Here is a 14,876-nt window from a genome sequence, read left to right as displayed (position 1 = left end):
CTTCGCGGGATTACCGTTGGTCAGTGATGACTGACCAATGTCAGTTATCCAGAAAGCTCCGCAGCTTCCTGGACCGGCTCGGGTGCTTGAGCTTGCGCAGCGCCTTGGCCTCGATCTGGCGGATGCGTTCGCGCGTGACCGAAAACTGCTGGCCGACTTCCTCCAGCGTGTGATCGGTGTTCATGCCGATGCCGAAGCGCATGCGCAGCACGCGTTCTTCGCGGGGCGTGAGCGAGGCGAGAACCCGGGTCGTGGTCTCGCGAAGATTGCTCTGGATCGCCGCGTCGATGGGCAGGATCGCGTTCTTGTCCTCGATGAAATCGCCGAGGTGGCTGTCTTCCTCGTCGCCGATAGGGGTTTCGAGGCTGATCGGCTCCTTGGCGATCTTCAGGACCTTGCGGACCTTTTCGAGCGGCATGGCGAGCTTTTCGGCCAGTTCTTCCGGCGTCGGTTCGCGGCCGATTTCGTGCAGCATCTGGCGGCTGGTGCGGACGATCTTGTTGATGGTCTCGATCATGTGCACCGGGATGCGGATCGTGCGGGCCTGGTCGGCGATCGAGCGGGTGATCGCCTGGCGGATCCACCAGGTGGCGTAGGTCGAGAACTTGTAGCCGCGGCGGTACTCGAACTTGTCGACCGCCTTCATCAAACCGATGTTGCCCTCCTGGATCAGGTCTAGGAACTGCAGGCCGCGGTTGGTGTATTTCTTGGCGATGGAGATCACGAGGCGCAGGTTGGCCTCGACCATTTCCTTCTTGGCCTGACGGGCCTCGCGCTCGCCCTTCTGCACCGTCTGGACGATGCGGCGGTAGTCGTCGATCGGCAGGCCCGCCTCGGTGGCCACGGCGGCGACGTCGCCGCGAATCTGGGCGATCTGGGCGGCTTCGTTGTCGCTGAACTTGGTCCAGCGCACGCCCATGTCCTTGACCGTCTCGGCCCAGTTCGGATCCAGCTCCCGGCCGAAATAGGCCTTCAGGAACTCGGGGCGCGAGATGCCGTAGCTGTCGGCCAGACGCAGCAGACGCCCTTCCAGGCCCATCAGCCGCTTGTTGATGGCGTACAGCTGCTCGACCAGCGCCTCGATACGGTGGTTGTTCAGCTTCATCGTCTTCAGACGGCCCGAGATGGCCGTCGTCAGGGCGTCATAGCTCTTCTGGTCCTTGGCGCTGAGCTGCTCGCCCTTCAGGCGGCTCTCGACCAGCCGGTCCTGCAGCTTGCGGAAGGCGCCGAAGTCGGAGGCGACCGCGTCCAGCACTTCCATGACACCGTCGCGCAGTTCGGCTTCCAGCGCCGAGATCGACATGCCGCCGCCGTCGTCGAAGTCTTCGTCCTCTTCGTCGTCGGTTTCCGGCTTCGGCTCGGCGCCCTCTTCCGGCTCGGCGGGCGCGACGACCGTACCGGCCGGCGGCTGGTTGTGCGGCAGCGACGACGGGTTCAGTACGCCGTAGGTCGCGTCGAGATCGATCACCTCGCGCAACAGGATGCGGTTGTTCGCCAGTTCGTCGCGCCAGACCATGATGGCTTCGAACGTCAGGGCGCTTTCGCAAAGGCCCGAGATCATGGCGTCGCGGCCGGCCTCGATGCGTTTGGCGATGGCGATCTCGCCCTCGCGGCTCAGCAGCTCGACCGAGCCCATCTCGCGCAGATACATACGGACGGGGTCGTCGGTGCGGTCATAGGCTGACTTGGCCGGGGTTTCGGCGACCGCGGTCTCGGCACGCTCGACGACTTCGCCTCCCTCGCCTTCCTTGGTCTCGGCGTCCTCTTCGGCCTCGACGACGTTGACGCCCATTTCGGACAGCATCGCCAGCGTGTCCTCGATAGCGTCGGGAGTCACTTCCTCGGACGGCAGGACCTTGTTCAGGTCCTCCATCGTCACATAGCCCCGCGCCTTGGCTTGTTTGATGAATTTCTTCACCCCGGCGTCGGTGAGGTCGAGCAGCGGGCCGTCGCTCTGAACTTCGGCTTCCTGCGTCTCGGTCTGGGCGCTCATGCAGTCTCTTCTCCGGGCGGAGGGCTGATCAGGCCGTCCGCCAAATACAACGTGTGGCGGGGTCGTTGGTTACGAGCCCGCGCTGTCTTCCCATATCTCGCCGGTTTTGATCGCACGACGCAGCGCGTCGCGCTCGGCTTTCAGCCGGCGAAACGCGTCATCCTGCCCCGGCACGCCGCGCGCCGAAGTCAGGGCATCCTCCAGCGCCGCCACGCGTGTAAGCGCGTCGAACGCCTGCGACCAACGGATCCGCGCCTCGCCGAGGGGCTTGTCTGTGGCCAGGAAGGGCGCGCCGGACTTTGCCGCCGCCTTCTCGACCTCGTGCATTAAGACGCCATGACCCGATTGCGCCAGATGGCGACGGAGCGCCGCCGAGTCAAGGTCCTGACTGGAGAACCTGAGCCGAACCATCTCCTGCGCCAGCCCGTCCAGCGCCGGATCGCCGAAACCGTGCGCGGCGATGGCCTCCAGATGGTCGTCCATCCGCTCCGGATCCTCGACCGCTCCGTGCGCCAGGGCGGCGGCGACAGGCTCGATCGACCGCGACAGCGACTGCATCGCCTGGGCCCCTTCCGCCGTCTGACCCAGCTTGGGCGGCGGTCCCGGACGCCAACGGCCGCCCTGCCCCTGCGCCGGAGCGTTCGGGAGCGCCCGGCGGGCGGGGAACAGGCCGTCGAAGCGGTCGAACAGCTCGCGGCGGTACTGTTCCGCCAGATCCTTGTCCTGGATCGCCGCGGCCGCCTGCCGCAGCCGCCCCTTCAGGCCCGCCCGGCGCTCCGGCGTGTCCAGCGGCTCGACCTCGGCCTCCTTCTGGAACAGCACTTCGGCGAACGGGCGGGTCGCCGCCAGAGCCTGGCGCAAGGCCGGAGCGCCGCGATCGCGCAGGATGTCGTCGGGGTCCTGCCCTCCTTCCAGGAGGGCGAAGCGGAACGAGCGCCCGGCCTTCAGCTGCGGCAGCGCCCGCTCGATGGCGCGATAGGCCGCACGGCGCCCCGCCGCGTCTCCGTCGAAGCACAGCACCGGCTCGTGCGAGACGCGCCACAGCCGCTCCATTTGTTCCTCGGTCAGGGCGGTGCCCATGGGCGAGACGGCCGGGATGCCGGCCCGGTGGCAGGCGATCACGTCCATATAACCTTCCACCACCACGATGGCCTGATCCGACCGGCTTTCGGCCCCGAGGATCCTCCGCGCCTCGGGCAGGCCGTACAGCGTCGCCCCCTTGTGGAAGAGCGGGCTCTCCGGACCGTTGAGGTATTTGGCCCGGTCGTCCGGGTTCATCGCCCGCCCGCCGAAGCTGACGATCCGGCCGCGGGCGTCGAGGATCGGGAACATCAACCGGTCGCGGAATCGGTCGTAGGGCTGGCCGCCGCCTTCAGGCGCGATCAGCATCCCGGCCTCGACCAGATCGCCCGGCCGCGCGCCGCGCTGGACCAGCGCCTGCTTCAGACCCTCACGGTCGTTCGGCGCATAGCCGAGGCCGAACCGTTCCCACTGGTCCTCGGGGAGGCCGCGCTTCTCCAGATACTCTCGCGCCGCCTTGCCAGGCGAGCGGCGCAGATTGGCCGCGAACCATTTCTGGGCCAGGTCCATCCAGTCGGTCAGGCCCTGCTTCTTCGCCTCGCGCTCGGCCGCCTGCGGGTCCTCGGCCGGCAGGGCCATGCCCGCCTCGCCGGCCAGCCGCTGCACCGCCTCGACGAAGCTGAGACGCTCGGTCTCCTGCAGGAAGGAGATGACGTCGCCGTGCTTGCCCGACGAGAAGTCGTGGAAGAAGCCCTTGTCGTCGTTTACGAAGAAGGACGGCGACTTCTCCTTGGTGAAGGGCGACAGGCCGACATATTCGCGGCCCTGACGCTTGAGTTTCACCGTCCGTCCGATGATGTCGGACGGGCGAAGGCGGGCCTTCAGTTCTTCAAGGAAGCGGTCGTCGAAGCGCACCAGCTTCTTATAGCGCGCGACTCGCGCGTTGCGCCGCATTTACCTTTTGTTAACCACCAAGGCCAAAGCGCGGCCATAAGCGCCTGATTAAACGCACATTTTTCTTCCACACATGGAACGGTCCACAGGCCTGTGGATTAACCATGTGTCCGCCGATGAACAGTGGCGGGTGTGGCTGGCGGCGCGGCGAAGACCGCGACCCCGGTCGAGAGTGAGAAGAGACTGATGTTTGTGACCATCGCCCGCCCGGCGGTGGAGCCCCAAGGCCCCGACACCGTCGCCGTCCCCGGCTCCCCGTCCATCACTGAACTGACCCCCCGCGCGCTGCACGCGCGTCTGCTCGAGAACGCCGCCCTGCGTCGGATGCGCGGCGTCGAACGGCTGCGCAGCAATAGGCTGGAAGACGCGGACTACTGGCTGCACGCCGCGCCTGTCGCCGTTCGCAAGGCCAGCGCCCTGCGCGAGGAACGCAGCTTCGCCCCCCTGCCCTGAGGTCTGCCGGAGGCGGCGCCCCGCCTAGAGGTATCCCAGCCACCAGTCCCGGCGACGGCTCTTCAGCGCCTCGAACCATCGCGACAGCGGATACAGGACCAGCAGGACCACGGCCCACGCGACGTAAACTCCGCCGAGTCCGAAGCCCCAGCCCGCCTCGATCAGACGCGACGGATCGGTGATCGTCTGAAGGAAGGCCGACGGCGGCACCCCGACCGCCACGCCGACCAGCACGGCCAGCCCATGGGCGAGCCAGACATGCAGCAGATAGGTGAACAGGGGCGTCCGACCGAAGGCCAGCAGCGACCGCAGGGCCGCTCCCCGCACCCGGTCGAGCAACAGCAGCAGGACGAAGGCCAGTCCGAGCATCAGCAGCACATAGGCTGGCGAGGGCGGGTATTTGTTGACGCTGATGAAGCTGAACGCTGACCAGAGCGGGCTCTCCTGCGTCGTCCATGGGACAGGATCGAAAATCGCGAGATTGAAGCCGCGGCCGATGGCGAACAGGGCCAGGAATCCGGCGGCGACCAGCATCACCCGCCGCCGCCTCAGCCCAACGGCGTCGGTCAGAAAGCCCCCCAAGCCGTATCCGAGCAGCAGGATGCCGGTCCACTGAATAGCCGGATAGGCGACCAGCAACAGTCCGGCCTCGGTCGGCATCGGCCCACGCGCCGCCAGCATCCGCCACACCGGCTCCAGAGGCCCGAAGGTCGAGGGCGAGATCAGATTGAGCACCGGGTGGGCGACGATGATCGCCACGCCCAGAGCCAGGACGAGCCATCTCGGCGTCCGATGCAGGGCGGCCAGCACGACCATGCCGAAGCCGATCGCCCAGATGACCTGGGCGAACAGCCACCAGCCGAAATTGAAGCCGATCCCGATCAGGGTGAACTCCAGCACGATGAGCCAGAGGCCCCGCGTCAGCAGGAAGCGCGACAGGTCGCCCGGCGTCTTGCCGTTCGCCTTCTGCAGCCAGACCGACACGCCGGCCAGAAAGACGAAGGTGGGCGCGCACAGGTGCGTCACCCATCGCGTCATGAACAGGGCCGGATCCCCGGAATCCAGCGCCATCGGGTCCGCCGTGAAGGCCGTGGCGTGGAAAAAATCCCGGACGTGATCCAGCACCATCAGCACGATCACCAGCCCCCTCAGGGCGTCAATGCCGTCGATGCGGACGGCGCCGGAGCGGGTGCGGCCAGAGGGGGCCGGCGACGCGAGAGGCGCGTCATGCACGGTCTCGGCGGTTTGTGCGGTCATGGCGGTCCTCCCCAAGCGGAGCATGGACCGGACCTTCGCCAGGCGCCAGAGCGTGACCTTGCGCGCCCGACCCTGAGCCGCTCGTCAGACCTTCATCGAATCCGCGAACCGCTGGAACAGATACAGGCTGTCCGTCGGGCCCGGCGAGGCCTCAGGGTGGTGCTGGACGCTGAACACCGGACGGTCCTTCAACGCGATGCCGCAGTTGGTCCCGTCGAACAGGCTGACGTGGGTCTCGGTCACCGCCTCGGGCAGGCTGTCGCGATCGACGGTGAAGCCGTGGTTCATCGACACGATCTCGACCTTGCCGGTGGTCAGGTCCTTGACCGGATGATTGGCGCCGTGGTGGCCCTGATCCATCTTCACGGTCTTCGCCCCCAGCGCGAGCGCCAGCATCTGGTGCCCCAGGCAGATGCCGAACAGCGGCGTTCCGCTGTCCACCAGCTTGCGGATTTCCGGCACCGCATAGAGGCCGGTGGCCGCAGGATCCCCGGGCCCGTTCGACAGCACCACGCCGTCGGGATTGCGCGCCAGAATCTCTTCCGCCTTCGTCGTCGCCGGCACGACGGTGATCTTCGCGCCCGTCGAGGCCAGCGCGCGCAGAATGTTGCGCTTGACGCCGTAGTCGACCACCACGACCGACTTGTCGGCCGCGTCGACACGCGGATGGCCTTCGGGCCAGTCCCACAGGCCCTCGTCCCACTGGAACGACTGCAACGTCGAGGCGGGCTTGGCGAGGTCGAGCCCCACCAGCCCCGGCCAGGCGCGCGCCTCGGCCGTCAGCGCATCCAGATCGAACCGCCCGTCCGGATCATGAGCGATGACGGCGTGCGGGGCGCCGCCGTCGCGGATGGCCGCCGTCAGGGCGCGCGTGTCGACCCCGGCCAGCCCCACGACCCCGCGCCGCTTCATCCAGCCGTCGAACGAGCTGTCGGAGCGCCAGTTGGCCGGGTCCGTCGGAACCTCGCGGAACACCGCGCCCCGCGCAGAGGTGTCCGAGCCGCCGCCGATCTGTTCGACGTCCTCGACATTCGTTCCGGTGTTTCCGACGTGCGGGAAGGTGAATGCCAGAATCTGGCTCATGTACGACGGATCGGTCAGGATCTCCTGATACCCGGTCATGGCGGTGTTGAAGACGACCTCTCCGACGGCCGATCCCGCCGCCCCGCAGCCGATGCCCTGCAGGACGGTTCCGTCCGCGAGCACGAGCACGCCGGTGACGCCGGGGAGAAGCTGGATGGTCATGCTGGCTTCCTAGCACCGAATCCCGGCGAGCAAACGGCGGCGTTGCTAAACAGGCGGCCCGGCGGGGTCAACAATGGCCCACGCGCCTGCTAGGAGGCCGAACATGACCATCACCACGGTCGGCCTCGATGCCGACGATACGCTCTGGCACAACGAGACGATCTTCCGGCTGACCCACGACCGGTTCGTCGACCTGCTGGCCGACCACGCCGACCGCGACACGCTGGAGGCGCGGCTCGCCGAGACCGAGGCGCGGAATCTGCGGCTGTATGGATACGGGGTGAAGGGCTTCACCCTGTCGATGATCGAGACCGCGATGGACCTGACCGGCGGCGAAGCCCCGGCCTCCGTCGTTCGCGAGATTCTCGCCGCCGGTCGGGACATGCTCGGCCACCCGGTCGAGACGCTGCCGGGCGTCGATGAGGCGTTAGCGGCTCTGTCAGGGGCGTACCGGCTGATCCTCGTCACCAAGGGCGACCTGCTGGATCAGGAACGCAAGCTCGCCGCCTCGGGTCTGGGCGACCTGTTCGCCGCCGTCGAGATTGTGTCCGAAAAGAACCGCGTCTCGTACGAGCGCGTCTTCACCCGCCACGGGACCGGCCCCGAACAAGCCGTAATGGCCGGGAACTCAATGAAATCGGATGTGCTGCCGGCCCTCGCCGCGGGCGCTTGGGCCGTCCACATTCCGTACGCGATAACCTGGGCCCACGAACTGGCGGACGCGCCGGCGGATCACCCACGGTACGGGGCCCTGACGAACATCGCCGACCTGCCGGGGTGGGTGCGGAACCGAACTTAGGCCCCCATCGACAAATAACGCCGTTCTGTCGCATTGTGACCGAAATGTTTCCGAACTGTGGCCCAACAGAAGCTAAACCGCGCCAGTTTCCGCCACAGTTACGAATATTTTATCGCAACGCTTGACCGGACACATGTGTGATGAGTTTGTGACCGGCGTGCATGCTTGGGGGAGCATGCGACCTGATTTCCCCTCTCCAGAATGAGACCCGAATAAATGATAGTTTCGCGAAGCGGCCTGCTTGCATCCTCGGTGTTGGCGGGCTTCATGGCCGTCACCGGCCCCGTCCTGGCGCAGACCGCGCCCTCGACCCAGCTGCCGGGCGTCGTCGTCACCCAGACGCAGGACGACGAAGACGCCTCCAACCTGGGTGAAGTCGTCGTCACCGGGTCGCGCATCCGCCGCGATCCCGTCAATACGCCGACCCCGCTGATCTCCGTGTCCCGCGAAGACCTGCTGACGACCGGCCAATCGACGGTCATTGACTACCTCGCCACCATCCCGGCCCTGTCGAACTCGCAGGTTCCGTCTGATGTGACGGGCGTGCTCGGCATCGGTGGTCTGTCGTTCGCCAACCTGCGCTCGCTGGGCGCCGGCCGCACGCTGACCCTCGTGGACGGCCGTCGTCACGTCGGCTCGGCCGGCGGCACGCTGGCTGTCGACGTCGACACCATCCCCCGCCTGCTGATCCAGGACGTCGAGATCATCACCGGCGGCGCCTCGTCCGTCTACGGCGCCGACGCCGTCTCGGGGGTGCTGAACTTCGTGTTGCGCAAGGACTTCGAGGGCCTCGAGATCGACGCCAGCTACGGCCAGATCAACCAGGACGGCCAGGCTTCCAAGCGTCTGTCGGCCCTGATCGGTCAGAACCTCCTCGACGACCGTCTGAACGTGTACGCCTTCGCCGAATACGAGCAGCTCGACGCCGTCAACTCGCTTGACATGGACTGGCTTCGTAACTCCACGGGACTCATCGGCGTCGACGCCGATCCGGCCGCCGCCCGCCTTGACGGCGTACGGGATAACCAGCTGTTCCGCGGCTATGTCACGCTGCAGCGTCCGCGCTGGGGCCAGACCACGCTGGCGAACAACCAGCAGGCCAGCGCCCTGAACGACCCGGACGTGCCGTTCCAGAACTGCGCGTCTGTGACCAGCTCGCTCTGCTATTCGGTCGATCCGAGCAAGACCTTCGTGTTCGAAGGCAACACGGCCCGTCTGGCCAACTTCGGCACCCGCATCGGCAACACCGGTGCAAACCGTCCGAACAACATCGGCGGCGACGGCGACAACCCCGCCACGTTCAGCACCATCACCCGCGTGCCGCAATCGGAGTCCCAGCGCTATCAGGTCGGCGCCAACTTCCGCCTGACCGACAACATCCGCGCCTTCGCCGAAGCCAAATACGTTACCGAGGACACGGAGTTCGCGTCGCAGCCGGACTTCTACGACTTCATCTTGGGCGACAACCTGCCGAACGGCATCTACCGCGCCACGCCGAACACGGCGGATGAAATCGGCACCAACTACACCTTCTTTAACCTGCAGGCCCTGCGGATCGCGGACAACGCCTACATCCCCGACAATCTGCGTCAGGCGATCTACGCGAACCGCATCACCACCTACTCGGCGCCGACCGCCGACGCTCCCAGCGTCGCGACCGGCACTGTGGCCGCGCCCTACGCCCGTCACACCCTGTTCGGCGAAGACCGCAGCCAGATCAGCAACCGCGAACTGCAGCGCTACGTCGTCGGCTTCGAAGGCGATTTCGACCAGCTGGCGTTCATCAAGAACATCAACTGGAGCCTGTCCTACACCTACGGTCAGGTCGATGTGACGGAGACGGAAACCGGCACCGACGCGCTGCGCTTCAACCTTGCGGCTGACGCCGTGCGCGATACGGCCGGCATCCTCGGCACGCCGGGCGCGATCGTCTGCCGTGCGCGTCTGTTGAACGCCCGCGGCCTGCCGCTGGACGACTACTTCCTGCCGTTCAACGACCTGCGGGACAGCCAGGTCGGCCGTGACGCGGTGGCCCAGTGCCAGCCGCTGAACATCTTCGGCCAAGGCAACCAGAGCCAGGAGGCTCGCGACTACATCAACGCCTCCATCACCTATACGGAACGCAACGAGCAGGAAGACGCCATCTTCAGCGTCGCCGGCCAGCTGTGGGACTTCTGGGGCGCCGGCGCGATCGGCGTGGCTCTCGGCGCCGAGCATCGCCGCGAGTTCACCCAGGCGATCGGCCGTGACGCCGGCGTCGCCGGCCGTGCGCTCTTCCTCAACGGTGGTCCAGACTTCCCCGCCGCCGAATACGAAAGCGAGGAAGTCTTCGCCGAACTCTCGATCCCCCTGCTTCGCGACAGCTGGCTGGGCGAGTATGCCGAGCTCAGCGGCTCGTACCGCTACTTCGACTACACCACGGCCGGCCATGGCGACGTCTATGGCGTGAACCTGATCTACCGTCCGATCCAGGACATCACGTTCAAGACCAGCTTCAACACCTCGTTCCGGGCGCCGGACCTGGGCGAGAATTTCTCTCCCTTGGGCGAGACGTTCGCGAACGGGTTCGTCGATCCCTGCGCCACGGCGAACATCATCCTGCAGAACGCGGACATCCGGGCCAACCGGGTCGCCAACTGCACGGCTCTCGCCGCTGCCCAAGGCCGGACGTTTGACTTCAACGGCAACACGGCCGGGAACACCGACGATTTCGCCCCTGTTTACACGGGCGGCGTCTCCGGCGTGACCGGCGGCAACCCGTTCCTGACGCCGGAACAGTCGGAATCGTTCACCTTCTCGGCCGTCCTCCAGCCCCGGTTCATCCCGAACTTCACGCTGGCGCTCGACTACTACGAGATCGAGATCACCGACGTGATCGCGTTCATCTCGGCCCAGACCGCGGCTAACAACTGCGTCAACGGACCGTCGCTGAACGCCTCGGCCTGCTCGGTCATCTTCCGCAACAACCCGCAGGTTCCATTCGGCCTCGGCGCCCCGTCGACCGATCCGATCGGCGGCTTTATCGAAGGCGCCGGCAACTACGCCGCCCTGACCACCCGTGGTTTGGACTTTACGGCGCTGTATCGCCTCGATCTGGAGGAAGTCACCGGCCGCAACCTGGGCCGTCTCGACTACAAACTGGCCGGCTCGTGGCTGCTGGAGCAGGAAAACTTCCTGGATCCGGCGAACCCGAACGCCTTCACCACCAGCCGCGGCACGCTGTTCTACCCGAACGTCCGCTTCACCTCGTCGCTCACCTACACGCCGAACGACGTGTGGAGCGTCAACTGGACGGCCGACTGGCAGAGCGCGCAGAACATCGCCCGCAACCGCGACCAGCAGGTCAACAGCGACAACCGCGAGTACGAGTTCTACAACACGGGCAACTTCGTCCGGAACGACTTCACGGTCCGCTACAACGTCACCGACGCGCTGACGCTGCGCGCCGGTGTCGTGAACGCCTTCGATGCGGAGCAACAGCCGGCTCTCGGGCAGACGCTGTACTCCAACTTCGATCCCTACGGCCGTCGCTTCTTCATCGGCCTGAACTTCCGCCCGTTCTGAGTTTTCTCACGAACACGGATGACGAAGGGCGGCTCGCAAGGGCCGCCCTTTTTCATGGGTGGAAGGTTGGCGGCTGCCGCTTCTAGAGGGCGGGAAGCAGTCGGGCTTCGACCGATCGCCAAACAAAAAGGGCGGCGCCAGCAGACGCCGCCCTTCCTGTCAGGTCACGAATACCCGATCAGCGCCAGGACATCAGGCTTCCGAGTGAGTCGAGACGCGCACGCGCGCCCACGTAGAAGAACCGGCCGAGCCCGCTGACCGGATAGCTGGCGTCGCCGAAGCCGAGAGGTTGCGGCTCCTGATCGCCGATGTTGTTGATGCCGCCAAAGACTTCCAGGCCGTTATCGAAGGCGTACCGCGCCTGGATGTCCTGGACGAAGCGCTCGTCGTAGTACTTGACGTTCTCTTCGGCGATGTCGGGCTGGGTCCGCAGCGTCGTGTTTGAGTAGCGGCTGGTGCGATCGAACCAGCTGATCCCATAGTTGACGCTGAAGTTCCGCATGGTCCAGGTCGCATCGAAGGTGGCCTGCCACTCCGGCGCGCCCTCCACCCCCACGCCGTCGACGACCGGCGCCTCTTCGGTGTCCTGCGTGTCCAGCTCCAGCAGATGGCTGCCCAGCAGTTGAAGGTTGAACGTGCCGATGTCGCTCTGAACGCCGAAGTTGGCCGGATCCAGCCTGTAGCGGATGCCGAAGTCGATGCCGCGCGTGGCGGAAAACGCCAGGTTGCCCGGGATCTGCTCGAAGCTGTTGATGCGCCCCGGGTTCACGCCGCCGGGATTGCGGGTGATCAGATCGCAGAACTCGTTCCCGGCAGGGAGGTCGTAGCAGTTGTTGACGATGCGCTGCACCGTGAACGGCTGGATCAGCCCGGTGATCTCGATGTCATAATAGTCGACGGTGACATTGAGGCCTGGTGCAAACTCGGGGCTGAACACCACCCCGATCGTCTGGGTGTCGCCCTCCTCCGGTTCGAGGTTGGGGTTGCCGACGGCGAAGCCGGCGATCGTTTCGGACGAGGTGTCCTCATACGTGAGCGGGTTGACGCCGATGGCGGTGAGCGCCGCGTTGCAGTTGGTCTGACGCTGCGTCGGGTTCTCCCCGTCGTTGCGGTTGTTCCGATCGCAGGGGTCGGAGAAGCCCGCGAAGACCTGCTGACGTCCACGGAACAGATCGTTGATGTTGGGCGCGCGAACCGCTCGCGCGATCGTGCCGCGGAACATCAGCTCGGTGCTGGGGCGGTATCGGAAGGCGACGTTCCAGGTGTCCGTCTTGCCGACCGTCGAATAGTCCGAGAACCGGTAGGCCCCGCTGAGGGTCAGTTCCTCCGCGTAGCGGACGCCGCTGAGGATGGGGATGGAGACTTCGGTGAACACCTCCGACACGTCGTACTCGCCGTTCGTCGGCACCACGCGGCCGAGGCTGGTCAGGCCGGCGTATTCGATCGACTCGGCGAGGGTCTGCAACGGGTCCGGATTGGTGGTGCTTTCCTCTTTCCGGTATTCGCCGCCCAGCACGAACGAGATCGGACCAGCGGGCAGAGAGAACCAGCGCTCCGAGTCGCCCGAGACATAGGCGTTCAGAACGTGCTGCGTCAGTTCCGCCTCGAAGACGCCTTCCCCCATGATCCAGTCGATCGCCGCGGCGTCGGCCGCGCCAAAGACGTTGAGCGGGAGGCATCCGCTGCTGGCGCCCGGCGTGAAGGTGCCCTGCCCCAGATACTGCGCGTCGTAGGGGAACTGGCCGAACAGGTCGCCAGGCGCCGCGGCTCCGGGATTGAGGTTGCTGCGGCAGGTCGGCGTGTTCGTGGCCGGGTTCAGCACCACATCGCTCGCGGCGTAATAGCGGTCATACTGGATGACGTTGTCGTAGTTGATCGTCTGGTTGGCTCGGCCGAAGACGTACGAGGCCTCGTAATCGATGTTGTCCGCCAGTTGGCCTCGCAGACCGAGCACGGTGCGGAACGTCTCGTTTTCGGTCTCTTGCTGGCTGCGTCCCAGATAGAAATTGTCTCGGGCGACCAGGACGCCGGGGCCAGGCAGCCCCAGTTGAGGACCGAAGGGCCCGCCCGCCGGGGTCGAAGCGAAGCCGCCGGGCGTCCGTGCGTCCGCCAGGATGTTGGCCGGCAGGAAAGGGTTCTGTTCGCTGATGAAGAGGCCGTAATCGTAAGGCGGCTGACCTTCGAAATCGACGGTCGAGCTGGTGTATTTGACCTCGCCAAATAGTTCGTGACGATCACTCAGTTCGAATGATGCGGTGCTGTACAGCGAATAGCGTTCCTGCCCCGGGATCAGGTCGTCGTTGAACAGATCAACGGGCGTTCCGGACCCGCCCTGCATGAGGGCGGATCCGTATTGGATGGAGCCGTCGGTGAACGGTTGGCCGTTGCCGAGAAACGAGACGCCCGATGCGGTCGGGGCTGTGAAGAAGTTCGTGTAAACCGAGCCCTCAAGCGAGGTGTCGTAATACCGGACGCCGGAGACGGCGATCTGATCGACGATGTTCGGGTTGTCGAGGCTCCCGTCCTCGTTCACGTCGTCCGGGTTGTCCACGAGCGAGCGCAGCGTGCCCGTCCTTGTGAACTCGCGGTCCTCGAATTTCAGGTCCTGGGTGTGGTCGTATTCGAACCCCATGGTGATGTTGGCGCGGCCATTCGCAAAGTTATGGCCGACCAGCCCGGTGACGAAGGTGTTGTCTCCACCTCCCTTTTCGGACCAGCCGTACTGGCTGCGAATATCGACGCCCTCGAAATCCCTCTTGAGAATAAAGTTCACCACGCCCGACACCCCGTCGGCGCCGTAGATGGCGGAGGCGCCGCCTGTCAGCACCTCGACGCGTTCGATCAGGGCCGTCGGAATGGCTGTCGCGTCCACCGCGGAGGTGCCGGGATTGGATGGGACGTGACGGCGACCGTCGGCCAGCACCAGCGTCCGCGACGAACCCAGGTTGCGCAGGTTCAGCAGCGCTAGTCCGTTGAAATTGGCATTGACGTCGGATCCGGTCTCGATGTCGATCGAGTTGACCAACGAGGGGACGTCCTGGAGGAACTGCGTCAGGTTCGTCTGCCCCGACTGCTCAATGCTCTCACCGCTGACGGACGTCACCGGGTTGGCCGCGACATAGTCCTGGAGGCGCAACCGCGTGCCGGTGACGACGACCTCTCCGACCTCGGTCGCGTCCTGCGGATCCGGCGCCTGGGCGCCTGTGGCGGTTTGTGCATGGGCCGCGCTCGCGAGGCAGATCGTCGCTGCCGAAAGAATGGTGCTGGCCAGGAGGTGTGATTGGCGCACGTTTTCACTCCAGAAGAGGGGGGAGCCGCTCTCTCCCAATGCGATTGAACGGCAACGCTTAAACATGGCAGGGTTGCGCTTGAAATGTGACCACACTGTGAACAATGGGCATTCAAAGCGCGCCCGAGTTCCTGGCGATCAAACAGCTGGTCTCCCGGGATCTCACAAGTCCCTTGCCCCCGCCCTCCCCCGTCTTTAGACGGGCCGCTTGACCGACAATCCGCCCGACCGCGCCGGCGCCCCGCCGCGCCCGTCGTCGCGCGCGCAAGGAGCCGCCTTCCGTGTCAGACGCCGCCATCCCT

At 65.8% G+C, this 14,876-nt stretch carries 8 protein-coding genes; 3 read left to right on the top strand and 5 right to left on the bottom strand.

Going from position 1 to position 14,876, the window contains the following annotated elements:
• Positions 1–40: 40 nt before the first annotated feature.
• Both rpoD and dnaG read right to left on the bottom strand, forming a co-directional pair.
• Positions 41–1,993 carry an RNA polymerase sigma factor RpoD gene (gene rpoD, locus VGB60_RS09675; protein ID WP_331038054.1) on the bottom strand — a complete coding sequence of 651 codons (1,953 nt, stop codon included), beginning with the start codon at positions 1,991–1,993 and terminating at the stop codon, positions 41–43.
• 69 nt (positions 1,994–2,062) lie between these two features.
• The gene (dnaG, locus tag VGB60_RS09670) at positions 2,063–3,967 is read right to left on the bottom strand and encodes a DNA primase (RefSeq protein WP_331038053.1); all 1,905 of its coding nucleotides are present in this window, start codon (positions 3,965–3,967) and stop codon (positions 2,063–2,065) included.
• A 186-nt stretch (positions 3,968–4,153) separates the two neighbouring features.
• Between dnaG and VGB60_RS09665 the strand changes: the two genes are divergently transcribed.
• On the top strand, positions 4,154–4,420 hold the full coding sequence (locus VGB60_RS09665; protein ID WP_331038052.1) for a hypothetical protein: 267 nt from the start codon (positions 4,154–4,156) through the stop codon (positions 4,418–4,420).
• A gap of 24 nt (positions 4,421–4,444) precedes the next feature.
• Here the strand turns inward: VGB60_RS09665 and VGB60_RS09660 are convergent, their stop codons facing one another.
• A complete protein-coding gene (locus VGB60_RS09660) occupies positions 4,445–5,677 on the bottom strand; it encodes a DUF1624 domain-containing protein (protein WP_331038051.1) in 1,233 nt (410 codons plus the stop codon).
• A gap of 84 nt (positions 5,678–5,761) precedes the next feature.
• A complete protein-coding gene (gene carA, locus VGB60_RS09655) occupies positions 5,762–6,922 on the bottom strand; it encodes a glutamine-hydrolyzing carbamoyl-phosphate synthase small subunit (protein WP_331038050.1) in 1,161 nt (386 codons plus the stop codon).
• A 103-nt stretch (positions 6,923–7,025) separates the two neighbouring features.
• Between carA and VGB60_RS09650 the strand changes: the two genes are divergently transcribed.
• Positions 7,026–7,721, top strand: coding sequence for an HAD family hydrolase (locus VGB60_RS09650; protein ID WP_331038049.1), 696 nt, complete (start codon positions 7,026–7,028; stop codon positions 7,719–7,721).
• Between the two features lie 216 nt (positions 7,722–7,937).
• Positions 7,938–11,285 carry a TonB-dependent receptor domain-containing protein gene (locus tag VGB60_RS09645; protein ID WP_331038048.1) on the top strand — a complete coding sequence of 1,116 codons (3,348 nt, stop codon included), beginning with the start codon at positions 7,938–7,940 and terminating at the stop codon, positions 11,283–11,285.
• Positions 11,286–11,463: 178 nt separating this feature from the next.
• Here the strand turns inward: VGB60_RS09645 and VGB60_RS09640 are convergent, their stop codons facing one another.
• The gene (locus VGB60_RS09640; protein ID WP_331038047.1) at positions 11,464–14,574 is read right to left on the bottom strand and encodes a TonB-dependent receptor plug domain-containing protein; all 3,111 of its coding nucleotides are present in this window, start codon (positions 14,572–14,574) and stop codon (positions 11,464–11,466) included.
• Positions 14,575–14,876 lie beyond the last annotated feature (302 nt).

Source organism: Brevundimonas sp. (assembly GCF_036399195.1).
Classification (GTDB): domain Bacteria; phylum Pseudomonadota; class Alphaproteobacteria; order Caulobacterales; family Caulobacteraceae; genus Brevundimonas.
This window is presented reverse-complemented; position numbering and strand designations above follow the sequence as displayed.